The 25,953-nt window shown below is 59.9% G+C and carries 21 protein-coding genes and 1 riboswitch; of the genes, 4 read left to right on the top strand and 17 right to left on the bottom strand.

The genetic code is table 11. The features are described from left to right. Nucleotides 1–201 precede the first annotated feature (201 nt). The 11 genes from ALO80_RS22380 to ALO80_RS22330 form a co-directional block, all read right to left on the bottom strand. Nucleotides 202–1,083 carry an alpha/beta fold hydrolase gene (locus tag ALO80_RS22380; protein ID WP_055010580.1) on the bottom strand — a complete coding sequence of 294 codons (882 nt, stop codon included), beginning with the start codon at nt 1,081–1,083 and terminating at the stop codon, nt 202–204. Between the two features lie 296 nt (nt 1,084–1,379). Beyond that, complete coding sequence (locus ALO80_RS22375; RefSeq protein ID WP_055010579.1) at nt 1,380–2,072, bottom strand: pseudouridine synthase; 693 nt, start codon at nt 2,070–2,072, stop codon at nt 1,380–1,382. A gap of 35 nt (nt 2,073–2,107) precedes the next feature. Continuing rightward, nucleotides 2,108–2,344 carry a cysteine-rich CWC family protein gene (locus ALO80_RS22370; protein ID WP_055010578.1) on the bottom strand — a complete coding sequence of 79 codons (237 nt, stop codon included), beginning with the start codon at nt 2,342–2,344 and terminating at the stop codon, nt 2,108–2,110. A 40-nt stretch (nt 2,345–2,384) separates the two neighbouring features. Beyond that, nucleotides 2,385–5,708 (bottom strand): dermonecrotic toxin domain-containing protein, encoded by a 3,324-nt coding sequence (locus tag ALO80_RS22365; RefSeq protein WP_055010577.1) that lies wholly within the window; start codon nt 5,706–5,708, stop codon nt 2,385–2,387. 122 nt (nt 5,709–5,830) lie between these two features. After that, nucleotides 5,831–7,645, bottom strand: a complete 1,815-nt coding sequence (gene atzF, locus ALO80_RS22360) for an allophanate hydrolase (protein ID WP_055010576.1) — start codon at nt 7,643–7,645, stop codon at nt 5,831–5,833. A gap of 35 nt (nt 7,646–7,680) precedes the next feature. Next, nucleotides 7,681–11,346, bottom strand: a complete 3,666-nt coding sequence (gene uca, locus ALO80_RS22355) for an urea carboxylase (RefSeq protein WP_055010575.1) — start codon at nt 11,344–11,346, stop codon at nt 7,681–7,683. A 110-nt stretch (nt 11,347–11,456) separates the two neighbouring features. Further along, entirely contained in the window at nt 11,457–12,074 is a 618-nt protein-coding gene (locus ALO80_RS22350; protein ID WP_054984264.1) for an urea amidolyase associated protein UAAP2, read from the bottom strand. Nucleotides 12,075–12,085: 11 nt separating this feature from the next. Then, nucleotides 12,086–12,811, bottom strand: a complete 726-nt coding sequence (locus ALO80_RS22345; protein WP_054984263.1) for an urea amidolyase associated protein UAAP1 — start codon at nt 12,809–12,811, stop codon at nt 12,086–12,088. Then, on the bottom strand, nt 12,808–13,590 hold the full coding sequence (locus tag ALO80_RS22340; RefSeq protein ID WP_055010574.1) for an ABC transporter ATP-binding protein: 783 nt from the start codon (nt 13,588–13,590) through the stop codon (nt 12,808–12,810). Before ALO80_RS22340 ends, ALO80_RS22345 begins: the two co-directional genes overlap by 4 nt. Beyond that, entirely contained in the window at nt 13,587–14,402 is an 816-nt protein-coding gene (locus ALO80_RS22335) for an ABC transporter permease (RefSeq protein WP_055010573.1), read from the bottom strand. Before ALO80_RS22335 ends, ALO80_RS22340 begins: the two co-directional genes overlap by 4 nt. Nucleotides 14,403–14,429: 27 nt before the next feature. Further along, a complete protein-coding gene (locus ALO80_RS22330) occupies nt 14,430–15,497 on the bottom strand; it encodes a putative urea ABC transporter substrate-binding protein (protein ID WP_055010572.1) in 1,068 nt (355 codons plus the stop codon). A gap of 64 nt (nt 15,498–15,561) precedes the next feature. After that, nucleotides 15,562–15,664: riboswitch (guanidine-I (ykkC/yxkD leader) on the bottom strand. Nucleotides 15,665–16,143: 479 nt separating this feature from the next. On the opposite strand from ALO80_RS22330, the gene ALO80_RS29970 reads away from it, so the two are divergent. Next, nucleotides 16,144–16,533, top strand: coding sequence for a hypothetical protein (locus tag ALO80_RS29970; protein WP_162491483.1), 390 nt, complete (start codon nt 16,144–16,146; stop codon nt 16,531–16,533). A 244-nt stretch (nt 16,534–16,777) separates the two neighbouring features. Beyond that, nucleotides 16,778–17,470, top strand: a complete 693-nt coding sequence (gene ung, locus ALO80_RS22325) for a uracil-DNA glycosylase (RefSeq protein WP_054984259.1) — start codon at nt 16,778–16,780, stop codon at nt 17,468–17,470. Between the two features lie 9 nt (nt 17,471–17,479). Here the strand turns inward: ung and ALO80_RS22320 are convergent, their stop codons facing one another. From ALO80_RS22320 to ALO80_RS22305, 4 genes are all read right to left on the bottom strand, one after another. After that, nucleotides 17,480–18,514: an AbrB family transcriptional regulator gene (locus tag ALO80_RS22320; RefSeq protein WP_055010571.1), complete on the bottom strand. Its 1,035-nt coding sequence runs from the start codon at nt 18,512–18,514 to the stop codon at nt 17,480–17,482. Then, entirely contained in the window at nt 18,507–20,021 is a 1,515-nt protein-coding gene (locus ALO80_RS22315) for a tripartite tricarboxylate transporter permease (RefSeq protein WP_054984257.1), read from the bottom strand. The genes ALO80_RS22320 and ALO80_RS22315 overlap by 8 nt, the downstream gene beginning before the upstream one ends. 1 nt (nt 20,022) lies before the next feature. Further along, nucleotides 20,023–20,481, bottom strand: a complete 459-nt coding sequence (locus ALO80_RS22310; protein WP_055010570.1) for a tripartite tricarboxylate transporter TctB family protein — start codon at nt 20,479–20,481, stop codon at nt 20,023–20,025. A 62-nt stretch (nt 20,482–20,543) separates the two neighbouring features. After that, nucleotides 20,544–21,521 carry a Bug family tripartite tricarboxylate transporter substrate binding protein gene (locus tag ALO80_RS22305; protein ID WP_054984255.1) on the bottom strand — a complete coding sequence of 326 codons (978 nt, stop codon included), beginning with the start codon at nt 21,519–21,521 and terminating at the stop codon, nt 20,544–20,546. 481 nt (nt 21,522–22,002) lie between these two features. Between ALO80_RS22305 and ALO80_RS22300 the strand changes: the two genes are divergently transcribed. Together ALO80_RS22300 and ALO80_RS22295 are read left to right on the top strand one after the other, a co-directional pair. After that, nucleotides 22,003–22,674 (top strand): response regulator, encoded by a 672-nt coding sequence (locus tag ALO80_RS22300; RefSeq protein ID WP_054984285.1) that lies wholly within the window; start codon nt 22,003–22,005, stop codon nt 22,672–22,674. Then, nucleotides 22,667–24,049: a sensor histidine kinase gene (locus tag ALO80_RS22295; RefSeq protein ID WP_054984254.1), complete on the top strand. Its 1,383-nt coding sequence runs from the start codon at nt 22,667–22,669 to the stop codon at nt 24,047–24,049. Before ALO80_RS22300 ends, ALO80_RS22295 begins: the two co-directional genes overlap by 8 nt. Before the next feature lie 8 nt (nt 24,050–24,057). On the opposite strand, the gene ALO80_RS22290 is transcribed toward ALO80_RS22295, so the two are convergent. Both ALO80_RS22290 and ygfZ read right to left on the bottom strand, forming a co-directional pair. Beyond that, the gene (locus tag ALO80_RS22290; protein ID WP_055010569.1) at nt 24,058–24,879 is read right to left on the bottom strand and encodes an HDOD domain-containing protein; all 822 of its coding nucleotides are present in this window, start codon (nt 24,877–24,879) and stop codon (nt 24,058–24,060) included. A gap of 114 nt (nt 24,880–24,993) precedes the next feature. Next, nucleotides 24,994–25,935, bottom strand: a complete 942-nt coding sequence (ygfZ, locus tag ALO80_RS22285; RefSeq protein ID WP_055010612.1) for a CAF17-like 4Fe-4S cluster assembly/insertion protein YgfZ — start codon at nt 25,933–25,935, stop codon at nt 24,994–24,996. Nucleotides 25,936–25,953 lie beyond the last annotated feature (18 nt).

The following is a 25,953-nucleotide window of genomic DNA, read 5'->3' as shown; positions in this document are numbered from 1 at the left end:
CTAAAGCTTGGGAAGCTTTCGTTTTACCACTAAACTATACCCGCTCTGGGACCTGCTCTGAGCGGCTGACTTTGTACCAGAACCCTGCCTCGATTTGAAGCGCTAATTTCACCGCGCAGCGATTTTCCGTCCGTTCATACCCACGCAAGCCCTCCGCCAGCAGCACATGTGCATGCGCTGATGGAGGGGCGTTTTCGGGTTTCAGAAGGCGAAAGCATGGTGCCCCTGAACCCGGCTATAGACGTTCGTTGATGCTTCTGCCGGTTGCAGAAAATTCATGAGCACGTGTTTCGAGTCGCGGCAGGCGGCCTTGTGTTCCATGTCCAGAAAGTGGCCTGTGGCTTCGATGGTACTGAAGCTGCAGTTTTGCAGGTACCTGGAGAACTGCGCTGCGCCTTTTACGGAGGTGTATTCGTCCCAGGCACCGTTGATGAACAACACCGGGGCCTTGATACGCTTTCCTGCGGTCAGGTAGTTGTCCGGATCAAGTTCCAGCACCTGACTGAAGTGATAGTGCATCTGGTCGTATTCATGGCCGTCCAGGCTGCTGACGTGGCGATAGTTGACCCGCTTGAACAGCGATGGCAAGTGCTTGCCAATGGTGTTGTTGATCAAGTGGCCCATGTCGTAACGGCTATGCGCGCTGAGGTAGTCGAGGCCCTTGTCCAGGTACTCGCGCATGGGGCCGTTGATGACCGGGGAGAACGAACTGATGACCGCGCGCTCAATGCGTTTCGGTTGGTGGGCCAGCGCAACCAGTGTCGCTGCGCCGCCCCAGGAGAAGGACAGCACGTGCTCGGCGTTGAAGTGGTCGATCAGTTCCAGCAGGAGCAGGCCTTCCTCCTCCCGGGTAAGAGGGGCACCGTGCAGATTGTGAGGCTTGGATCTGCCCGAGTAAGGCTGGTCATACAGCACCACATTGAATGTCGGATAAAGGTTACGCACGGTTTGGGCAAAAGACGCGGTGGTGGCCAGTGAGCCGTTGACCAGAATGATGGTCTTTGCGGCGGCGTCGGTGCGATAGAACTCGGTATAAACCCGAAACTGTCCTTGTATGTCCAGCACTGCTTTTTCTGGCGACATAGGTGTAACTCCTGGCGTAAACAGGTATGCGTGCACATGACGTTGCACGAGCTTCGTGACAGGCAGGCGATAGCCGATTAAAGGCCCATGTCGATCCGATAGTCTGTTCGACAGGTATTATTATTGGCGGGCAATTTGTCGTGAGCCCGTGGCTCTGTACGACAAAGAGTTTCTTGGAATAATGGATTGACTCATCAGTCGCATCAGGACTGACCATTGCAGTCAAGCAGTCGATTCACCAACCCGCAAGTGCCGTTCGTACCTTGTTCGGGTAATCCGCCAAACGGTTGTGACTTTCAGAACAGGCCGATTTCCGTGGCGTGCAACGTCCGGTAGCTGCCGGGTGCCAGCGCAGGATCCAGAGCCAGCGCACCGATGTTCTCTCTGTGCAGGCGCAACACTTTGTTATCGAAGTGGCCGAACATCCGTTTCACCTGATGGTAGCGACCTTCGACAATACTCAGGCGTGCGCTGCGTGGACCCAACAAGGTCAATTGTGCCGGTTGCGTGGTTATACCTTCGAATGAGAAATACATACCGGCAGCAAACAGGGCGGCATAGCGCTCGTCGATCAGTTGTTCAGTCTCGACGTAATACACTTTGGGCATTTTGGTCTGTGGCTGTGTGAGGCGTCTTGACCACTGGCCATCGTTGGTAATCAGCATCAGCCCAGTGGTATTGAAGTCCAGTCGCCCGGCGATGTGCAGTTCGTGTTTGTCAGGCTCGTCCAGCAAGTCGAGGACTGTCGGATGCTGTGTATCGACTGTCGCGCTGACGCAGCCTTCAGGCTTGTGCAGCATGAAGTAGCGTGCCGCCTTGCCCGCCTGCAGAATTTCCATGTCGAGCGTTACACGGCTGAACTCGCGCACTTCGTGATGCGGATCACGAATCGTACGCCCGTCTACCTGCACCCTGCCGCTGGCCAGCGCGAGGCGCACGCTTTTGCGATTGAAACGCGGCAGGTTACTGAGGAAGCGATCAAGGCGCATGGTGGTAGCGGCGGGCGGGGTAGGAGAGGCGCATCTTATTCCGTGATCCGGTGCGGGGCCTGACCGGACGCTGCATCCGTGATACCGGCGCAACGCGGACACAGACACGCTTTATCGCGAATGTCGTCTGGCAGAGCTTCAAGCCGCATCGGGTCGATGCTTGCCGAAAAACACCAGCAGGGCTGGGCTGCCGTGCGCGGATCGGCCAGGCTGCATTGGTTACTGAAGCCGCACAGAGGGCAAAGGCGCGTTTCGTTCAGGACGGCTGTCATGCGGGTTCAGGCACCGTGCTCGATGATCGTGGTAGTCAGTTCAGGCGCTCCTGCCAATGGACTGCGCTGTGGGCGCATGATAAACCGGCGCGCGGCGTAGCAGTGCAGATATCGCTGCGCAACGGCAATGCACCAGCAGAATCCTGTCGTAATGAATGCCCTGCGCCGACAGGCTGTTGAACAGGTCGTTCAGCGAAGGGGGCGTCATGCCGAAGCGGCTGCGTACCGTCAACACATCCATTGGCGTGGGTGGTAGCCAGCCTTTGAGTGGCGAGCCATTGGAGTTGCCTACCACGCGGGCAATATCGTCATAGCTCTCGCCACTGGGTGTCTGGAACTTGGACAGACTGTAGTTTTTCAGCCTGCCGGGGAGTGATGTTCCGGAGATGACCTTGTCAGTCATCAGCAATGGTTCAAGCACTGGCTGCATCAGTGAATGTTCTGCTGTGCTGGAGGCAGCAAACGGCCGGGCGTTCCCGTTGACGACGCGATGCAGTTGGGGGTCGACCAATTTGTAGCCATGAGGCGCATAGGTTCGGATTTCTGTGCCGTTGGGGATTTTCACTGTTGCCGTCCACGGTGTGTAATAACCGTGGGTGCTGACCACCAGAGTCCGCGCCTGACCTCTGTCCGATGTCCAGAGCAGAAAACGCCCGCCCAGCTTCCAGGCATGCACCGCTACCCGGCTGGGCGCTGCGGCGCCGGTAATGGTCCAGCGCTTGAGCAGCGCGTCGGTATGGAAGAATTTTTCCAGCCGGGTCTGGCGCGGCTTTATTGGTCGTATGCTCAATCGACCGGGGCCCCGCGCACCAGCGGACGGCACTGAAGATACTCCTGCCGTATGACCTGCAGGTTTGACGATTTTAGTCAGCGTGCGCAGCAGCCTCGGTGTCTGCGGCCCAAGTTGTAGCAAGCCCAGTGATAATGTTGCCAGCAGCGCCTGATGTTTTTCTACGTAACGCCTGCCTGGCAAATTTGCAGAAGCAACGCTTAGAGCCGCAAGACCGACTTCCGCCGCCAGCGACGCGAAAAATGCCGGTGTCAGCAACAGCGATATGGGTGCCAGCAAACGCTGCAACTTGTGTAGACGGTCTGTCCAGTAGGCCAGTGAAACCTGTGCAGGGGTCACGATCTGCTCCTTGGCATCATCCAGCGAGTTCTGTTCGAGGAGTTGGTGCAGGTAAGCAAACGGCGAGCCTTCCAGCCTTTTTTCGCACAGCGAGTGGTGCATGGCTTTTCGTGTGTCAGGGTTGTACAGCGCATCCGTCCATGGGCGCAGGAGGGAGGCGGGCGGCGTCGGGGCCTGAGCACCGCCCCATAGTTTGAAGAGATAGTCCAGACGTTGGTGATGACGTAGCGGAACGTAGCGCATCACGGCTTCTCGCCAATCCGGATGTGCGGTTTTCAGTTTCAGATAGCGTTCAAGTTCACTGTCGTCCGAGAACTGGACAAAGGCCTCGGGGTGCCCTGGTTGATAAAGCACGTTCGGTTTGCCGGTTTGCTTGAGTATCAGCAGCCCGGTGTATTGATGTTCCATGCCGTCGATCAGCGAACCCTGAACGAAAAAACCGAGTGCCAGCCAGTGCTCTTGCGCAGAGCCAGCCAAGGCTTCAACGACCTGATCGAAGCCGCTGCGTTTGAGACTGCCGCGCTTCAGGCTGATCAGCGCCTGATTGATAAAGGCCGATCTGAATGCCTGTTCGATGGCTGTTTTTTGCTGCCTCCAGAATGTCTGGATGTGCCTGGTCATCCAGGTCAGAAAATCGAATGCCTTGATGTAGTCCTCAAGTGCCTGCGGCGTGATTGCCAGTCTCTGGCCCTGAGCCCGTTCGCCCTGGCCTGTGCTATCCAGAAAGACCTCTGTAGTACCGTCGTGATCAATGTAACCCTCGGGGGAGTCGACCCGGTAGTTGGTCATCAGCGCCTCGCTCAGGCTGATCGGTTTTTCAGCGGGTGTGTGAATATGGGTGGGCGGATTGCGGGGGCTGCCCAGCGGGCTGACCGAGTTGCCGGATTGATAGGCAATGAACACGTGATCGGGATTGAGCGTCAGATTGTGATGTTTCAATAGATAGGCCGCCATGACCTGCGCAGCCATCCTCGGGGCTGAGGGGATCTGTTCCAGCAGAGTGGACGCTGTTTGCCAGAGGTCTGCCGCACCAGCCAGCGTAAGGCTGCGTGATACGGGTTTGAGCAGGTCGATGTTTTCGCTGTTGAATTGCGTCTCTGTAAGCGATGCCTGGCTCAACTCGGTAAAAACATCGCCTGCGAGCAGCGGGGCGTCGGCAACGATGACTGCGTCCTGATCGAGCGCATGCAATGCGTGGCCATACAGTCCCGAGGCGTTCATGGCCGCCAGCAGCCTGCGGGTCATCTCGCCCGGATCCTCGCTGATGTATTCGATGACGTTGCCCTTGGCACCCAGTATGTGAATGAAACAGTGGGAGGTGGCTTTCGACCTCACCTGAAAAATACCCTGCACGGTGTCGCCATTGAGTGAAAACATGCGGATCTCGGATTTATGACCGCGACCGCTTTGCTCAAGGGTCGCCAGGTCGGCAGGGAAATCGCTCAGACCCAAAGCGTCCAGCGTCAGGAAATAGCCGGCCCGGCTGATGCGCCGGGAGAGAAACTGGCGAGCCAGCACATCCAGAAAGCCCAACCGTGACAAGGTGCGGAAAGTGGCTGCGTGCCGAGTTCGAAAAACCTCGAGTGTTGTGCTGTAGTCACGATCCAGATGGGCTTCGCTGATCCACTTGACCAGCTGCGTTGCGCTCAGTGACGAGGCCTCTTCAGGCCAGTTCGTACTGGTGATTTCACTGCGATACAGGCGCACGAACTGCCCCGGATCAAAGGTCGCGGCCAATGCCACGTCGGTCAGGGACAGCTCGATGCTGTAAGACTCGTGCCCCTCGTCGTTCAATACGGGCAGGTTCTGGGTGCTGAACGTGACCCATAACGTATCGGGGTCCAGTGCCTTGCCGGTTCGGTCGGTGAGCAGCGCGACGAGCTGTTGGCGAACATGGTGTTTTCGGTTTGGCGGGAGATCCATGTCCAGCTGGCAAGCCTTGAGGAGCAAGACCGAGTCGGCAATCAATGGGAAGCCAGGGCTTTTACGCAACGCTTTGAGGGGACGTTCGATGTGTGCGGCCGGGGCCTGCGGCTCGTGCTCTTCGGTCGGTGGAGGCAGTGGATGTTCGCGAGGCGCAAGCTGAAGCGCTGGCAGTGCGAATGGCACTGAAGCATTGAGCGTATCGTGTCGGTTGCTGCTGTACTCGGGCAACAGAATGCTCGGTTGTTCCAGCAGAAAAGATGAGGGGTGAAAAAGGGTGTCCTGACGAAGCGGACTCCAGATGTGGTTCATGACGGCCGGTCGAAGTGAGTGGATGCTCACTATGTCGTGAAGGCGGTCCGGGTATGACATAACTATGTAATACCCGAGCCGTCTCAAACACGGCGGCACGCCTGGGCACGCCGCATGTTCGCTTACAGCTGCTGCAAATGAGCACGCCAGCTACCGAGATGGCTGATATCGACAGCCCCCTCCAGGCCGTAGGCTTCGCAGATAAAACCGGTCTCCCAACGGCCATCGGCCAGTTGCACTTTACCGAGGCCCAGCGGTGCCGGAATACCGGTCAGAAACGACCCCAATTCGCCACTGGGCAACTCCCAGACCTCTACTTCAACGGCTACACCCCGTTCGGCAACCCGCACCATGCCTGGGCGAAACGGCGGCCCACCGGCCAGCGCATACAGTCGGTAGTCGGCCGAGCTTTGTGTGGTCTCCAGCAGACGCGCACCGCGTTGCCTGAGTTGCCAGTTCAGTGCCAGCCCGTCCAGATGCGCGCCACACACCACCAGTTGTGCCTTATCGTTACGTGCGACGGTCTGTGGCACGGATAATTCAGGTATTTCCCCGCCAATCAGGGGCAGCGCGGTTTGCCGCTGAAAAGCATCGGCCAGGCTGAGCAGATACTGATCGGTGAACGCCCGTCCGAATAACGTCACGCCCCACGGCAGGCCGTTGCCCATGAAAGCGCTTGGCACGGCGATGGCGGCGTAGTCGAGCAGGTTGACGAAATTCGTGTAATAACCCAGCTCAGAATTGCGCAGCACCGGCTCGGCAACCAGTTCTGCCGAGGTGACCGGGCGACCGATGCTGGGTGTTACTACGCAATCCAGCCCTTCAAGCTCCCGGTCGCAAATCGCCTTGAGCGCTTGCAGACGGTATTGCGCACGAAACGTATCGACTCCGCTGACGCTGGGGGCCTTGGCCAGTACATCGCGAATCACCGGCAATACCGCCTCCGGACGGTCTTCCATCAACTGTCCTGCCACGCTATAGCGCTCGGCCACCCAAGGACCCTCATACAACAGTCGAGCAGCTTCAAGAAACGGTGACAGGTTCACTGTGACCGCTTCGCCGCCTAGCGCGGTGAGGTGGTCGATAGCAGTGCTGAACAGTTTCGGCCCCTCGGTACAGCCAAAGAATTGCAGATCTTCAGCGCGTGGTACGCCGAAGCGAAACGGGCGAGGGGCACCAAACGCCGAAGCGTCGTTCCACTGGGGGTTGCGTCGGCTGTATTCATCGCGCGGATCAAGCGTGGCGACCAGCCCCAGTAACTGGCTGGCTTCCCTCGCCGTGGCAGTGAAGATCGAGACGCAGTCCTGCGTACGGCAGGCTGGCACGACACCTGCGGTAGAAATCAGCCCCTTGCTGGCTTTCGTTCCCACCAGGTTGTTCAGCGCTGCGGGTACACGCCCCGAGCCCGCCGTGTCGGTGCCCAGCGAGAAGCTGCTGAGCCCCAGCGCGACGGCCAGAGATGAACCAGCGCTTGAGCCGCCGGACGGATACCCCTTCAATACGCTGTTGGGGCAGGCACCATAGGGCGAACGGCTGCCATTCAGGCCGGTGGCGAACTGGTCCAGATTGGTCTTGCCCATAGGCACCGCGCCCAGTGCAATCAGTTGTTCGACGATGGTCGCCGAACACTCTGGCGTGTAGGCGTAATCCGGGCAGGCGGCCGTGGTTGGAATGGCAGCCAGATCAATGTTGTCCTTGATCGCGAAGGGCACGCCGTAGAGCGGCAGGCTCTGAGCATCGCGATCCTCCAGTGCGGTCAGATAGGGCTCCAGTTCGTCCGTGCCGAGCAGGTAGATGAACGCGTGATAATCCGTGTTGAGCCGTTCGGCTTTTTCCCGCAACGCCAGAATCAGCTGGCGTGGTGAAATCCGGCCGGACTGGTACGCGGTGCGCAGCGTGTCCAGGCGCAGGTCATTGGGCAGTGCTGTGTCGTTCATGACGGGATTCCATTGACAGTGAAAAGGTGATCGATTCATTCAGTTGCCAGCACCACGACCCGTTGCCCTGCGCGTATTGCCGATCCGGGTTGCACCCTGACCTCCTGCACCACACCGGCGACCGGGGCAAGGAGAGGGATTTCCATTTTCATGGACTCCAGAATCACCAGCACGTCGCCCGCATCCACGTGCTCGCCCGGTTGCACCCGAACCTGCCAGAGGTTGCCGGCAATGTGGCTGTCGATGCCCTGATGACCGGCCTGCAAGGGCTGTTCTTCGCTGTTCGGGGCAGCCCCCTCATCGCTCTGGAAGTCGGCCTGACCGTTGGCGTTCCAGCGCTCTCGCTCAGCGCTGAACGCGGATTGCTGACGGGTTCGGAATGCCGTGATGCCGTCGGCTTCGCGGGTCAGAAAGGCCTGGTAGTCGGCCATGTTCAAGGTGCAGTGTTCGATGTTCAGGTCGAAGCGACCCAGCGGAAAATCGCGACGGATACGCAGCAGTTCGTCGGCGCTGACCGGGTAGAAACGGATCTGGTCGAAAAAACGCAGCAGCCACGGTTTGCCCTCGAAGGCAGCGACGTCGCGGTAGCGGTTCCACATCTGCAGGGTACGGCCGACGAATTGATAGCCACCGGGGCCTTCCATGCCATACACGCACATGTAGGCACCGCCGATGCCGACCGAATTCTCGGCGGTCCAGGTGCGCGCCGGGTTGTACTTGGTGGTCACCAGCCGATGGCGCGGGTCCAGCGGCGTGGCAACCGGAGCGCCGAGGTATACATCGCCCAGGCCCATGACCAGATAGCTGGCGTCGAATACTGTGCGTTGCACTTCGTCGAGGTTGGGCAGGTCGTTGATACGGCGGATGAACTCCAGGTTACTCGGGCACCACGGAGCATCCTTGCGCACGGTGGTCATGTATTTCTCGATGGCCAGCTGGCAGGCCGGATCGTCCCAGGATAACGGTAGATGGACAATACGCGACGCCACTTGCAGGTCTTTCGCTGCGCACACCACGCCCCATTCTCCGGCGACGATGTCGAGCAGTTGCCGAAGCGGCAGTTGCTCGGGACGGTAGTGAACCTGCAGGGAGCGAATACCCGGCGTCAGGTCAATCACGCCCGCCAGTGCCTTGGCCTCTAGCGCGAGCATCAAGGCATGGCCGCGCAGACGCAGCACCAGATCCAGCTCTGGCGCCCCGATTTCCAGCAGCAGATGGGCATCACCGGACAGACGTGCAACCAGACGTTTATCGTCCCGACCGATATCAAGGATGACCGGAGTGTGCAGATCCTCTATGCGAACGGGCGTCGGGGTCGGCGCATTAGCGGCATTTCCTGCGTTCGGACTGACGCCTTCGCGAACAAATTCGCTGCCAAGGGCATCAGTGTTTTGCATAGTTTGCGGCAACACTGCGGCCATTGCCGCATGGCACGCCTCGACGCTCACCGGCGTGAACCGGATCTTGTCGCCAGCCTTCAATTGCCCCAGCTGCCACAGGTCTGCCTCGATGATGGTCACCGGGCACACGAATCCGCCCAGGCTCGGGCCGTCCGGCCCGAGGATCACAGGCATGTCGCCAGTAAAATCCACTGCGCCGACCGCATAGGGATTGTCGTGAATATTGGACGGATGCAGACCTGCCTCGCCCCCGTCGGCGCGGACCCATTCGGGCTTCGGGCCGATCAGGCGCACGCCGGTACGGCTGGAGTTGAAATGCACTTCCCAGTCAGTCGCGAAAAACCTCTCGATGTACGCTTCGGTGAAGTATTCCGGGGCCGCATGGGGGCCATAAATGACCCTCATCTGGCGGACGTCGGTCAGCGCTTCAAGTGCTTCATCGGCAATCCGCTGGCCTGCACTGCGATCCACCAAGGGCGCGATATGCAACACATCGCCAGCCCGTAGCGCGCGGCCGCCATGCCCGCCGAACTGGCCGAGGGTGAAGGTGCTTTTGCTGCCCAGATAGTCCGGTACGTCGAGCCCGCCGCGCACGCACAGGTAACTGCGTACACCGGCGCCGGCAATAGTGCCCAATGCGAGGGTCGAACCCGCGCGTACCAGCAGGGCGGTATTCATGGCAGCGGGTTCAGCGTCGACCGTGACCGGAATCTGCGCACCGGTTACTGCGACCACCGCGTCGGTATTGAAGCGCAGCAGTGGGCCGCTCATGGTGATTTCCAACGCGGCGCATCCTTCGGGGTTGCCCAGCAGGCTATTGCCCTGACGTAACGCGCGGCTGTCCATCGGCCCCGACGGCGGTACACCGACTGCCCAGTAACCCAGCCGCCCCGGATAATCCTGAACGCTGGTCTGCGTTCCGCCAGTCAACACTTCGAACGTATCAGCCTGGTACACCAGATCTTCCAGACAGCGCGTCCATGGCTGGCCGCTGGCGAACGGGGTGTCGGCGATGATCTGCCGCAGATAGCCTCGATTGGTTTCCACCCCGTACAGGCGCGTTTCATCGAGTGTATCGATCAGCCCGGCGCTGGCGTGCTCGCGGGTTGGCGCCCAACTGATCAGCTTGGCGATCATCGGGTCGAAGTACGGCGGTATCTCACAACCGGCTTCGACCCAGGTGTCGATGCGCAGTGCGCGGCCATCGGCAGGAGGGAAAGTTACAGCGGTCAGCAAACCAGGGCAGGGCTGGAAGTCGCGGCCCGGATCCTCAGCGTACAGCCGCGCCTGAATGGCATGGCCAACCGGTTTGAGGCCAACCTGCAACTGAGCAAGCGGGGGCAGATCACCGGCAGCCAGTTGTACCATCCAGCTGACCAGATCCACGCCCCACACCTGTTCGGTCACGCCGTGTTCGACCTGCAGGCGCGTGTTAACTTCCAGAAAGTAGAAGCGCTGATCCTCACTGTCGAAGACGAACTCGACAGTCCCGGCGCTGCGATAATTCACCGCTTTGGCGAGTTTGATAGCCGCCGCGCACAGCTCATCGGCCATACCGTCCGGCAGGTTGGGGGCCGGGGTTTCTTCCAGCACTTTCTGATTGCGGCGCTGTACCGAGCAGTCGCGCACGCCCAGTGCCAGCACTTCGCCCTGACCGTCGCCGAACACCTGCACTTCCAGATGCCGGGCGCGCTGGATGTATTTCTCGATGAACACGCCTGCATCGCTGAAATTGTTCTGACCGAGACGTTTTACCGCCTCGAACGAGTCGGCCAGCTCTTCAGCGCTGCGGCACACACGCATGCCAATGCCACCGCCACCCGCAGTGCTCTTGAGCATGACCGGATAGCCGATGGTACGAGCTGCCAGGAGGGCTGATTCCAGGCTGTCGAGCAATTCGGTGCCTTCCAGCATGGGCACGCCCTGTTGCCTGGCCAGCGCCCGGGCAGTGTGTTTGAGACCGAATACGCGCAGTTGCTCGGGCGTCGGGCCGACGAAGGCGATACCGACGTCTTCACAAGCCTGGGCAAACGCGGCGTTTTCGGAGAGAAAGCCGTAACCTGGATGAATGGCTTTGGCACCGCTGGCTTTGGCGATGGCGAGGATCTTGTTCACCGCCAGATAAGTCTCGGCTGCGCCGCCTTCACCCAGGCTGTGAGCTTCATCGGCCTGCATCAGGTGCAGGCTGGCAGCGTCGGCTTCGGAATACACCGCCACGCCTTTCACCTGCAGGGTGCGCAGGGTCCGCAGGATGCGGCAGGCAATGGCGCCACGATTGGCGATCAGCAGTTTGTCGAACATGGCATAACCCCCGGAAACCCAGGCGCGCTCGGTTTCGTGATGGGAAGCGGGCCGTCCCGCTGTTTATCTGTCTACGCAAAGGTCGTCCGTTGCTGAGGGCGGGTGCCGGGTCAGTCGCGAATCAGCAATTGCGCAGGCGTCGGGTTGTAGCCGTTGCACGGGTTGTTGAGCTGCGGGCAATTGGAGATCAGCACGATCACGTCCATTTCGGCACGCAGTTCAACGTACTTGCCGGGGGCGGAAATGCCGTCTTCGAAGGTCAGGCCGCCCTCTGCGGTCACGGGGACGTTCATGAAGAAATTGATGTTCGGACCGATGTCGGTCTTGGTCAGACGGCCGTCATGCAGGCAGGCGCGCAGGTAATTGTCGCGGCAGCTGTGCATGTAGCGTTTTTCCAGGGCGTAGCGCACGGTGTTGCTCTCTTGCGCGCACGCGCCACCCAATGTGTCGTGACGTCCGCAAGTGTCATCGACAATGGTCAGCATGGGGCGGCCCAGATTGGAAAACAGCACGCTGCCGGTGGTCAGGTACACGCTGTTCTGGCGGCGCAAGGTGCGTTGTACGTCATAGCGTTCGCGCGGGTTGTCCAGGCTGAAAAACAGCGTGTCCACCGCCTGATTGCCTTGCAGATCAAGGATGCGCACGGTCTGCCCGGCCTTGACCTCGGCCAGAAACGGTTCGCCTGCCGGAATGGTCGCGTCGCAGCAAGAGTGGGTATCGGTATTCATGACAGGGCTCCTCAGGCGAACAGGCGGTCGGTATTGATGAATCCGCGCTCGTTTTCCGGGCGCGAGGTGCGGCAGTGTTCGGCAATGCTGGCGTCGGCTTTCATCCAGCCGAGTTTCAGCGGTTGCGGTGCGTAGTGCGGGTTGGGGTCCATCGGGTGTTGCAAGGCAGTCAGCACCACCAGCGTGTCCATCGGTGCATAGAGTTCGATGTAATCACCGGCTTTCGAATTGTTCGGGACGAAGTGCAGTGCGCCGGTTTCATCGACGTCGACGCGGCTGAACAGGTTGAGTGTCATCAGCAGGTCGGACAGCCCCAGTCCCCATTTGCCCAGCTCGACCAGCAAGTTGTCGACGCCGTTGCGAAAGAAGCCGTTGCGTAGCTCCTGGTAGCGACCCTGACCGTATTTGTCGGCGACTTCCTGAGCGTTAAGCACGCCACCGATGCTATCGCTCCAGCCGCAGGTGTCGGTGACAATGGCCGCCAATACGCGGCCCATGTCCGAATACAGGCAATGGCCGTTGCTCAATCTGGCGGTGTGCTGGCATTTGAGGCTGTCCGGCAGGTTCAGGCGTTCGGTTTTTTCGCCGGCATTGAGTAGCGTCAGGCTGACGTTGGCGTTGCCGTGCAGGTCGGTCAGGCGCAGCAGTTCGCCCCGTTTGAGGATGAACGAGCGATGGCCGCCACCGGGCAGCAGTTCTTCGGCGAACACCGGGTACAGGGTGGTTGAATCAGTCATTGAACGGGCTCCTCTGAGGCGTTGAGCAGCGAATCGATGGCGGCGCGCTCGGCGCGGCGTTCGCTGTTGAGGGGGATGTCGTAAGTGATGCGCGCGCCATACGCACCGGGCGCATGCGGGTCGTGGCGCACCTTGTCGAAGACCAGCAGACGGGTGCCGAGGTTGAAGCCTTCGGACAGGTCGTGGGTGACCATGAACACGGTCAGCTTCGTTTCGCGCCACAGGTCCAGCAGCAAGTGATGCATGTCTTTGCGGATGCCGGGGTCGAGCGCGCCGAACGGCTCGTCCAGCAGCAGGACGCGGGGCTTCATGATCAGTGCCTGAGCAATCGCCAGGCGCTGCTGCATACCGCCCGACAGTTGTGTCGGGTACTTGTCCAGGGCGTGGATCAGGCCGACTTTGTCCAGCAGTTGCGCGGCCTGCTCCCGGGCCTGGTTTTTGCTCTGACCGAACAAACGGCCTATCCACCGTGAGCGGGGCAGCTCCAGGCCCAGCGCCACGTTGTCGAGTACCGACAGGTGCGCAAAGACGGAATAGCGCTGAAACACCACGCCACGACTGGCGTCCGGCTCATTGCGCAGAGCCGTACCATCCAGCGTGATGAGACCGCGACGCGGGGTTTCCTGGCCCAGTAACAAGCGCAGGAAGGTCGATTTGCCACAACCCGAGGCGCCGACCAGCGTGCAGAACTCGCCTTCGGCCACTTCCAGATTCAGGCCCTCAAGCACCACTTGGTCGTCGTACTGTTGCCAGACATTGCGCACACAGATAAAGCTCATGTTCGCGCTCCTTCGTACCAGGGAAAGGCGCGTCGGGTCAGGGCTTTAAGGCTCCAGTCCATCAGCCAGGCGAGCAGGGTGATCCACACTACATACGGCAGAATCACGTCCATCGCCAGATAACGCCGAACCAGAAAGATCCGGTAACCCAGGCCGTCAGTCGAGGCGATGGCTTCGGCCGCTATCAGGAACAGCCAGGCCGAACCCAGCACCAGCCGCAGGGCGATCAGCAGGCGCGGCAGCAGTTGCGGCAGGACTACCCGCAGGATCAGCGTCCATGTCGTGGCACCGAGTGTCTGCGCTTTGATCAGCAGTTCGACCGGGATTTCATGGGCGCGCTGTTCCAGGTCGCGGGCCAGAATCGGTGTGATACCAATCACGATCAGCATCACTTTCGACAGCTCGCCCAGCCCGAAGACGATGAACAGAATGGGCAGAATCGCCAGCGGCGGCACCATCGACATGACCGTCAGCAAGGGTGACAACGGTGCACCGAGCAGCGGCAGGATGCCCGCCGCAATACCCAGACACAGGCCCAGTAGCGCGCTGACTCCCAGGCCGATGGCCAGACGTTGCAGGCTCGATGCCGTGTCCTGCCAGAGCAGATAATCACCGCTGCGAGTGTCGGCAGTGAACGCCATGCGTTTGACCGCATCGGCCATCTGCACGGCGCTGGGCAGCAGTTTGTCGGTAGGGTTCTCCGCGAGCCGGGTAGCCGAGCCCATGAAATAGGCGAACAGCAACAGGGCGAACGGCAGGATCACCAGAATCAGGCGACCGGCACGGTCCGGATGGCGGTTTATCAAACGCATGGCAATGACCTTTTTGCGGAACGTGATTTACAGCTTGCCGTCGACGGCCATCTGCACGTAGCTGGGGTCAAAGTGCAACTTGATGTTGGCTTTGTCGCCAAGGTTCACGCCATTGGCGAACGACATGCCGACTGCGTTGGCATCACGTGCGCCTTCACCAAGCAGGCCATGAGCGAACGAGAAGTCGGCGACCTTGCGCTGAGTGTCCGGCAGCTGTTTGCCGGTCGCGAACTCAAGCGCTTCCTTTGGTGTGGCGAACAGTTTTGTGGTGTCCAGCTGTGCCTGAAAACCAGCCAGATCGGTGCCCGACGCCTTGGCCATGTGCTCCAGCGCTGCTTTGCTCTGGGCGTTTTTGGCGTTCATCAGCGCAACCACTTCAAACCAGGCACCGGTCAGCGCTTTGCCCAGCGCCGGATTGTCCTTCAGGGTCTGGGTATTGACGACCATCATGTCCATGATCTCGCCGGGAATCTGACTGGAATTGAACACTTCGGTCACGCCAGGTTTGGCTTTGATGTCCGACAGCATCGGGTTCCAGGTGGTGACCGCCTGCACATCGTCGGTGTTGAAGGCGGCCGAGATGTCGGCATCCGAGGTGTTGACGACCTTGAGGTCTTTTTCGCTGAGTTTGACGCTGTCCAGCGCACGCGCCAGCAGGTAGTGGGATACCGATAGCTCGACCAGATTGACGTCCATGCCTTTGATGTCGGCGACTTTCTTGCCTTCGCCCTTGAGCACGATGCCGTCATTGCCGTTGGAGAAGTCACTGACGATCAGTGCTGTGCTTTCCACACCGCCTGCGGCCGGGATGGTCAGCGCGTCCATATTGGTCATGGTGCAGCCATCGAACTGGCCGGCGGTGTACTGGTTGATGGATTCGACGTAGTCGTTGAGCTGAGTGACATCGATCTTGATGCCGTACTTTTTCGCCCACTTGTCGACAATGCCCTGGCTGCCTGCGTATTCCCACGGCATCCAGCCTGCGTAGATGGTCCAGCAGACATTGAAGTGATCTTTTTGGGCGGCATTCGCCGAGAGGCTCAACGCAGCAAGCAGGCCTGCCGTGAGCAGACCGAAGAGACGAGACTTTTGCATGTTGAGAAATCTCCAGTAGTGGAAAAAAGGCGGCCAAGAGCAACGTGACACCACTGGTGTCCCTGTCTCCCGGGCTTTTGTCCCGCCGTGTAACCTCTACTGGAGGTCGCCAACTCTCGGACCAGCCACTTGCCTGTCGGCAAGCCGGAACCCTAGTCGGCTATTGCAAATTGTGGTGCCGCGAACCTGTGTTGACTCCTGCACACCTGTCATCAAGCGAGAGTTGTGCCAACTTGCCAGGACCTTTGTTTTTCAAGGCCTGCCCGAATGATCGGCGGCGGAGCACGCTGAAAGCTGCCTTGTGCTGGTGCGAGGGCGCACCGTGATGATGCGCGTATCCGTGAAATGTTTTGTAGCATGTTTGTAGCAAGTTGAAACACGCCTGCAAGCCTTGGTTTCAGAGCCTTTTGGGGCCATGTGATGACCAATAACCCAGTGACCGCGCCCCTGTCCCAAGGCACTAGAATGCCTTTTCGGTGTCTGATTCTTCGTCCGCCAACCGCTTTGGCGGACGCCGACCAGCGTCGCTGGTTCGTGCCCAATAGCGGTCCAGGAGGCCGCCATGTATCGAAGACCCTTGCTTATCACGTTGCTGACCCTTTTCCTTGCTGGTTGCTACGCAGGTCCTGGTTACTACGAATCCGATGTGTACACGCAGCCGACAACTGTCGTCGGTGGCGCTTACGCGTATGACAATGGCTACCGCTCTACCTACTATCAGGAGCAGCGCATCTACGTCGCGCCTCAACCACGCTATTACACTCAACCCCGCTACTACGCCCCGGCACCGCGCTATTACGCGCCACCGCCCGTGCCGCGCTACTACCAGCCGGGACGTCCACCGGGCTATGGCTGGAGAAACGATGGCTTCGGCCGCAATGATGGCTTTCGCGGCAATGGCGGTTTCGGACGTAATGACGGTTTCCGCGGCGACCGGGGCAATCGTGGCTGGGATGACCACGGTGGGCGCGGCGGAAGAGATGGCCGTGATCATGGACGGGGCGGGCGCGGCGATGGTCGTGGCGGGCATCGCTAGCTGAAATCCGCGCGTTCACGATCATGTCAACGCTGTGAACTGACTGCTGCAAACTGACTTGTGAACTGACTTGTGAACTGACTTGTGAACTGACTGCTGCAAACTGAATATGGTGCCGACGCTCCGCGTCGGCACGTCTTTCTGGACGCTCTGCGTCCGATCTTGAAAGCGCATAGCGCAACCGGCATTGACTTTGCCGTCCGGCTTTCCTAGTGTCCGCGCATTGTTTTTACCGGATGTAACCATGACTAGCGACGACCGCATCAAGCTTGAGCCCAGCTGGAAGGAAGCTCTGCGCGACGAATTCGAACAGCCTTACATGGCGCAGTTACGCGAGTTTCTGCGCCAGGAGCATGCCGCGGGCAAGCAAATCTATCCGCCGGGACCGCTGATTTTCAATGCGCTGAACTCAACGCCGCTGAATAACGTGAAAGTGGTGATTCTCGGTCAGGACCCCTATCACGGCCCGAATCAGGCTCACGGCCTGTGCTTCTCCGTGCAGCCCGGTGTGCCGACACCCCCGTCACTGGTCAACATCTATAAAGAGCTCAAGCGCGATCTGAATATCGATATTCCGAATCACGGTTGCCTGCAATCCTGGGCCGATCAGGGCGTACTGCTGCTTAATACCACGCTTACCGTCGAGCGCGCCAACGCAGCCTCTCATGCCGGAAAAGGCTGGCAGCATTTCACCGACCGGATCATTCAAGTGGTCAGCGAGCATCAACCGCATTTGGTGTTTTTGCTATGGGGCGCTCATGCGCAAAGCAAGCAGAAACTGGTCGATGCGACCAAGCATCTGGTGCTGACCTCTGTCCATCCGTCGCCGTTGTCAGCCTACAAAGGCTTTCTGGGTAACGGGCACTTCGGGCGGGCCAACAAGTACCTTGAGCAAAACGGCATCGCGCCGATCGATTGGCGTTTACCGCCTGTCTGACTGACGCGCTCAGTCAGACAGGCGCGTGTTCCAGCGCCGGTACAGCGGCTCGGCGAGAAACAGTACGAATAGAAGGCGCATCACCTGCATGGCCGTGACCAGCGGCACCGAAAGTTGCAGCACCTCTGCGGTCAGGCTCATCTCTGCAATACCTCCCGGCATCATGCCCAGTGTCAGCGAGCGAAGGTCCAGGTGGGTGAGGGCGCTCAATCCCAGCGCCGCGATTGCAGCGATCAGCATGGTCAGGGCGGTGCCCAACAGTGTACGCGCCAGAAACGAGGGCGCACGCCGAAAGAATTCCCGATTGAAATGGCAGCCCAGCCCGCTGCCGATCAGCAACTGGCCAAGCTGACTGGCACCGTTTGGCAGTCCGATTTTCAAGTCCCAGACCACACTCACGACCGCGCTGAGCAGAAGAGGGCCGAACAGCCAGGGGTTGGGTTGCTTGAGACGTTGCCACACCCAGGCCAGCGCTGCGCCGACTGGAAGCAGGAAGGCCAGCCAGCGCCAGTCGACCATTGTTGCATGCAGCGAAGGCGCACCGTCGCCCAGCAGGTACTTGAAGATCGCCGGTACGCACAGCACCACGGCCAGCACCCGAAGGCTTTGCGCGGCAGCGACACTGCTGAGCGTCGCACCGTTACGTGCGCCCAGGTTGACCATCTCCCCGGAACCGCCGGGCATGCTCGAGAAGAATGCAGTGGGACGATCCTCTCCGGTACGCAGCATCAGCCATACGCCGACCAGGCACGACAGGCTGGTGATCAGCGCACCGAAGAAAATCAGTCCGAAATGCGTCAGCACTTGCTCGATAACCACCGGCGTGAAGTGCAGGCCGATGCCTGTGCCGATAATCAACTGGCCACATTTGCGACCGCCGGGAATCTGCGCCAGTTGCCAGGGAGTCAGGCAACGCACCAGGATGATTGCCAGCAACGAGCCAACCATCCACGGCAACGGCCAGCCGACCTGGCTGGCGAGGTAGCCGCCCAGCAGGCCGACCAGTGGCGTTGCCCACCATTGGCGCAGAGACGAATCAGCCATGCGTTGCGGCAGCTTGCTGCTTTGTGCGCTTGCGCCAGATACGGATCAGCGGGAACAGCAGCATGAACACGGTCACTACCCAGACCCCGAGGGTGATCGGGCTGGCCCAGAGAATTCCCAGTTCGCCGTTGGAGATCGACAGGGCGCGACGCAGATTCTGCTCCATCAGACCGCCAAGGATGAAGCCGAGCAGGATCGGCGACAACGGAAAATCCAGCTTGCGCAGGATGTAACCGAAGATACCGATACCGACCATCAGGAACAGGTCGAATGTCGTGGCGTGCACCGCATACACGCCGATCCCTGTGATGATCGCAATCACCGGCACCAGCGCCCAGTTCGGCACGGCGAGGATGCGCGTGAAAATACGGATCATCGGGATGTTAAGGATCACCAGCATGATGTTGGCGATGAACAACGAAGCGATCAGGCCCCATACGATGTCCGGTTGCTGCTGAAACAGCATCGGACCGGGCGTGATGTTGTACAGCGACAACGCGCCGATCATTACTGCCGTGGTGCCCGAGCCGGGAACACCCAGCGTCAGCATGGGCACCAACGCGCCACAGGCCGTTGCACCGATGGCTGTCTCGGGTGCCGCCAGGCCGCGCATGTCGCCCTGGCCGAACTTGCCGCCAGGGCCGGCGATACGTTTTTCAGTCATGTAGGCGACCGCACTGGCCAGCGTCGCACCCGCACCCGGCAGCACGCCGAGAATGAAACCCAGCAAGCCACAGCGAATATTCACCACGAAGACCGCCGCGGCTTCCTTGGCATTGAACATCATGCGCCCGGTGGCCTTGACCGCTTCCTGGCCGCGATGGGTCTTCTCCAGCAGCAACAGGATTTCGCTGATCGAAAACAGGCCCAGTACCAGCACCACGAATTGAATGCCGTCGGTCAGATGAATGTTATCGCCCGTGAAGCGGTACACCCCACTGTTGGCATCGATGCCAACCGCCGACAGAAACAGCCCGATCAGTGCCGCAATGAACGTCTTCAACGGCCTGTCTCCGGCCATGCCGCCCAGGCAGACAATGGCGAACACCATCAGCACGAAGTATTCCGCCGGGCCGAAGGCAATCGCCCATTTGGCGAGCAGGGGCGCGAACAGCACCATGCCGCAGGTGGCGATGAATGCACCGATGAACGAGCTCCACGCCGACAACGACAGTGCAACCCCGGCCAGCCCCTTGCGGGCCATCGGGTAACCGTCCAGCGTGGTCATGACTGTGGACGCTTCGCCCGGGATGTTCAGCAGGATGGAACTGATGCGCCCACCGTATTCACAGCCCAGGTACACGGCTGCCAGCAGAATCAGTGCCGATTCGGGCGGCAGGCCCAGCGCAAAGGCGATGGGGATCAGCAGCGCCACCCCATTGATCGGCCCAAGCCCCGGCAGCAGGCCGACGACGGTGCCGATCAGTGTGCCGGACAGTGCAGTAATCAGGTTGTACGGGGTGAGGGCGACGCCGAAGCCCTGGCCCAGGTAGCTGAAAGTATCCATGTCAGTTCTCCAGAACGCTGAGCAGGCCTAAAGGCAAGGGGACGTCCATGGCCTTGTCGAACATCAGGTAAAGGCCGACGCTCATCAGAGTTACCACCACAATGCCGGGCAGCCAGCGACCGCCATACAGGCGCGCCATGGGAATGCCGATCAGAATGCTGCTGAGGATGAAGCCGAGCGGTTCGAACAATCCTGCGAAGATCAGCAGCAGGACGATGCACACACCGATCTTGACCAGGGTTTCGCGGTCCAGCGCCGGTTCCTCTTCGGTATGGACGATGGGCGTTGGCCGAATCAGCAGGTACAGCAGGGCGACCCCCATCAGTCCGAGCATCAGCAGAGGGAAAGCGCGCGGGCCGACCGGTTCATAGGAGAAGGGCGCTTGATAGGGCCAGGCCATGAGGGCCAGACCAGCGCATGCCAGTAGCAGTGCGGCAGCGAAAATGCGTTGTATGACCATGAGAAGCTCCTGAATCGCGCCCGTTGTGCGGGCGCAACTGAAAGTCAGTCAATTGGGTTCAATTACTGAATCAGGCCGAATTCCTTGGCCATCAGTTTGTAGTCGGCGACCTGTTTCTTGACGTAGGTGTCCAGTTCCGCACCCGTCATGGCGAAGGGGAACAGCTCGCGCTGGTCGCGCAGTCTGGCGAAATCTTCGGACGCCAGGATCTTGTCGAACGAGGCTTTCCACCAGTTGTAGTCTTCGTCGCTGACCTTAGGCCCCAGGTAGAAGCCGCGCACCACAGGCCAGACGATGTCGTAGCCCTGTTCTCTGGCAGTGGGGATGTCTTTCATTTCAGGTTCGTCGATGCGCTTCTCGGCGAACACGGCGAGCAGGCGCATATCGCCGCTCAGAATATGCGGCATCGAGTCGGAAATATCCGTACTGCCGACCTGGATGTGGCCGCCGAGCAGGGCGGTGGCGATTTCACCGCCCCCTTCAAGCGCCACGTAGCGCAAGGCCCGCGGATTGATACCTGCGGCCTTGGCGATCAGTGCAGTCTGCATCCAGTCCTGGCTGCCTACGGTGCCGCCAGAGCCGATCACGACTTTGCTCGGGTCGGCCTTGAGCGCTTTGACCAGATCGTCGAGATTCTTGTATGGCGAGTCGCTTTTCACTGCGATGGCACCATAACTGGTGCCGACAGCGGCGAGCCAGCGCACGGCGTTTTCATCGAAACGGCCGAATTTGCCCTGTGCCAGATTGAGCAGCGAACCGCTTGACCAGGCGACCAGTGTGCCTGCATCGGCAGGACGCTGAGCCACGACTGCGTTATAGGCTACTGCGCCAACACCCCCCGGCATATAGGTCACGCGCATGGGTGAGGTCAGAACCTTCTCGTTGATCAGTGCGCTTTGCACCAGCTTGCAGGTCAGGTCGAATCCGCCACCCGGCGACGCGGGCGCAATGCATTCCGGACGTTTTGGCTCGGCAAGCAACTGGCTGGCAAGCAGCATGCATCCGGCGGTGGCGGCTATCTGACGCAGGGGGAATTTCATGTTCAGTCTCCAGAGCTATTCTTGTTTTTGGTAGAGAGAAGCTGTTCAGCTGGGGCTTTTTTTACGTGCACGACGAGCGTTGTTCGCCGACACACACGTGCCATCGGTACAGCGCTGTACGCTGATGTTTTGCAGGGAGGCGGAGCAGGGGGTAAAGCTGGCGCTGAGCACTTCGCGATGGATTGTGCTCACTGAACTGGCAAGCCAGGGCTGGCGTAGACATGAGGTGACTCCGTTTGACGATTTATTGTTTTTATTTTTCAGACGCATCCAGGCGCCTGTTTCATACGTACCCTTCTGTCGGGTCGTCTGGCGATGCTAAATGACGAACCTTTCGCAAACCTTTCAGCTTCCTTTCACGTCGCGATCGGCACGTAGCAAATCGTTTCTGGCCTTCACAGACGGCGGCCGGCCTGTAAACTCCATCGCCACAAGCATCGATACCCAGATCGATAACAACAGTGACAATCAGGAGACGGCGATGCGTGTTCTTCTCGTGGAAGATCATCTGCAATTGGCTGAAAGTGTCGCGCAGGCGCTCAAGGGCGCGGGTTTGACCGTTGATGTACTGCATGACGGGGTGGCTGCCGACCTGGCGTTGAGCAGTGAAGAATATGCTGTCGCCATTCTCGATGTAGGGCTGCCGCGCATGGACGGTTTTGAGGTGCTGGCGCGTTTACGAGCGCGCAGTAAGAACCTGCCGGTGCTCATGCTGACCGCACGCAGCGACGTCAAGGATCGGGTTCATGGCCTTAATCTGGGGGCCGACGACTACCTTGCCAAGCCTTTCGAGCTCTCCGAGCTGGAGGCCAGGGTCAAGGCATTGCTGCGTCGCAGTGTGCTGGGCGGCGAGCGGCAGCAGCGCTGTGGCGTGCTGGCCTATGATCTGGACACACGACGTTTCACGCTGGGTGAAGAGCTACTCACCCTGACCTCACGCGAACAGGCGGTGCTGGAAGCGCTTATCGCCCGACCTGGCCGGGTGATGAGCAAGGAGCAACTGGCCGCGCAGGTGTTCGGGCTCGATGAAGAGGCCAGCCCTGACGCCATTGAAATTTACGTCCATCGTCTGCGCAAGAAGCTCGATGGGCATTCCGTGGCCATCGTGACCTTTCGAGGGTTGGGGTATCTGCTTGAAAGCCGCGATGATTAACGACAGCCTGCGTTGGCGGTTGTTGTGGAACCTGGCTTTGCTGCTGGTGGTGTTGATGCTGGCCAGCGGCATGAGCGCTTACTGGAATGGTCGCGAAGTGGCCGATACCGCCTATGACCGTACATTGCTGGCTTCAGCGCGGACCATTGCCGCTGGCCTGACCCAGCGTGATGGCACGTTGAGCGCCGACATTCCCTACGTGGCGCTGGACACCTTCGCCTATGACAGCGAAGGGCGAATCTATTACCAGGTCAACGACATTCATCAGAAGCTGATTTCCGGTTACGAAAATCTGCCTTCGCCACCTCCGGGAACGTTGCGCACCGACGATTACCCTGCGTTGGCCAAGTTTTATAACGGCGTTTATCAAGGTCAGGATGTCCGTGTGGTGAGCCTGCTCAAGCCGGTGACTGACCCAGGCATGAATGGCACTGCCGAGATCCGCGTTGCCGAAACCCAGGAGGCGCGCAAGGGCATGGCGCGAAGCCTGATGGCTGACACATTGCTGCGCCTGGGCATGCTCGGCGGTGGCGCGTTGCTGCTGGTCTGGTTCACCGTGAGCGCTGCATTGCGACCGCTGGAACGGTTGCGTACGGCAGTCGAGGAACGTCAGCCGGACGATCTGCGCTCGCTGCCCATGGTTGAGGTGCAGCACGAATTGCGTCCGCTGGTCGGGGCGCTGAATCACTTCACCGAGCGGTTGCGCCTGCAGTTCGAGCGGCAGGCGCAGTTCATCGCCGACGCCGCCCATGAATTGCGCACGCCGCTCGCCGCGCTCAAGGCGCGGGTTGAGCTGGGCCTGCGCGAGCGCGACCCGCAACACTGGCGCAGTACGCTGGAGTCTGCGGCGCTTGGCACCGATCGGCTCACACACCTGGCCAATCAGTTGTTATCACTGGCGCGGATTGAAAACGGTGCCCGGGCTATTGCCGAAGGCGGCGCACAACAGCTTGACCTCAGCCAACTGGCCAGAGAGCTGGGTATGGCCATGGCACCGCTGGCCCATTCTCGCGGCATCGCACTGGCGCTGGAGGCTGAGGAACCGGTCTGGCTGCGTGGTGAGCCGACATTGCTGAACGAGTTACTGAGCAATCTGATCGACAATGCGCTGGCCCATACCTCTCCGGGCGGCAACGTCGTGTTGCGGGTCTATGCGCCGGGTGTGCTCGAAGTCGAGGATGATGGCCCCGGCATTCCGTCAGATGAGCGCGAGCGGGTTTTCGAGCGCTTTTACCGACGCAGTCAGCAGGGCAGTGGTGCCGGGCTCGGCCTGGCTATCGTGGGGGAAATCTGTCGTGCGCACCTGGCCAGAATCACGTTGCACGATGGTGCCGAGCGGGGCCTGAAAGTGCGGGTCAGTTTTGTCGCGACCTGATAATGAACCTAGTAGAGCATGCTCTTGGCTTCGTCCATCTGAGCGCTCAGCATTCCTTCGGCTCTGGCAAGCCGCAGCTGACTGTATGCAGGCAGGTCGACCATTTCCACAAGACTGAAAGGGTGGTCGGTATTTCTGTGGATATGCACGGTGGCGATCTGTACCAGATCGGTGTAGTCCGGGCTTTTGGACACGCGCGAGAAGTTCTGGAACTGACCTGGCACGCAGGCCAGCGGCTCGGGGAAATCCCATGAGCGCAGCAAGCGTTCGCCGATGACCGGATGAATGCTGTCGATCACGTGGTTGAGGCTGATCGGATCGGACAGCAGCTCGTAATGGTCTTCTGCGTACGTCAGGATCGGCAGGATTCCGATCAGATGGATCAGGCCGGCGAGCGTGGCCTGATCGGGTTTGAGTGTGGTGTAGTGCTGGCAGAGCGTGTAACTGATGCCGGCCACTTGCAGACTTTGTTTCCAGATATCACGCATCTTCTGCTCGATGACGGGAGACTTGGCGTGAAACATTTGCTCGACCACCAGGCCGATGGCCAGGTTGCAGGTGTAATTGACGCCCAGCCGCCGGATCGCGGTATTGACGTCGCTGACCTCAAAATTCGGACGCAGCAGAGGACTGTTCGCGACCTTTATCAGGCGTGCGGATAGGGCTGTATCGCTACCGATGACCTTGCTCAGGGCCGAAATACTGATTTCGGTGTCTTCGGCGGCAAGGCGAATTCTCAGTGCTACTTCCGGCAGGGTAGGCAGAAACAAGGCATCTCTGTCGATGGCCTTGATCAAGTTTCTCTGCACCTCGTCAGCCATCTTGCTCATGTTGCATCTCGCAGCCGTTGGGGGTGTCCAGAGTTTTCCGCGCGCTCTGCAGAGCGCCAGCATGTGCACTGGAACGCTCTAGAGACACTAGGAACCTGAATGTGTTCGTCTGGCTTAGCGCTGAGTTTCGAGTTTGCTGTCCAGTATGTAGGGCAGATCACTCATTTGCAGCGCTGCGCCTTCTGGCGAGCCAAGATTTACGCGGCCGTCTTCTGCCGCGTCGCCCTGCAGTACAGCGAGCAGTTCGACGCCCTGGCCGGAGTGCGCGGCGATGACCACATTGCCTACGGCGCTGGCATGTACGGGTGAAAACAATGCCGTTCCGGGCTCCGGGATCTCTTCGCTGCTCAGGGTCAGGCGGTAGAGCCTGCGCTTGAGTTTGCCAAGGTATTGCATTCGCGCAACGATTTCCTGGCCGGTGTAGCAACCCTTTTTGAAGCTGACGCCGCCGACCGCCTGCAGGTTGATCATCTGCGGGATGAACTCTTCTCGAGTGCTGCCGAACACCTGACCGATACCAACGCGTATCTGGCCCAGCAGCCAGTCATTCAGTGGGCCTTCACTCAGTTGCGATGCCAGATTTGACTTGATGCTGTCCGCGTTTTCGGAGCGCACCCAGAGTTCGGCCCGGCCCGGCGAGACGCGAATCGCGATCATTTCACCGGCCCGCGCCACCGAGTCGGTTTCCTGCGCAAGCTCCAGGCCCAGACTGGCCAGCGCTCCATCACCGTCCTGCAGGCCGAAGCGCACCCAGTCTGCGCTTTCGTCGGTCAGTTTCGATTTGGAGAACACTGCGTATTTACGCAGATCCAGCAATTGCGCTTCGATCAGTTCGCTGGCCATCGCCAGCAGGCAGCCGTCGCCCTCGAAAACGATGCGAAAGCTCGACTGCATCCGGCCCTTTTGCGTGCAGCGTGCGCCGAGGCTGGACGTGTCTTCATTCAGATAATTGAGGTTGCACGTCAATTGACCCTGAAGAAACTTGCTGGCATCCACGCCGCGAACGGCGAGAACGCCCTCATGGGATAGCGTGCAGAAAAAAGCTGTGTGGGCCATGGTCATCGCAAATTGGGA

It is taken from the genome of Pseudomonas caricapapayae (genome assembly GCF_001400735.1).
Classification (GTDB): Bacteria; Pseudomonadota; Gammaproteobacteria; order Pseudomonadales; family Pseudomonadaceae; genus Aquipseudomonas; species Aquipseudomonas caricapapayae.
Note: the sequence above shows the minus strand (reverse complement) of the source record. Positions and strands in the feature narration are given on the sequence as shown.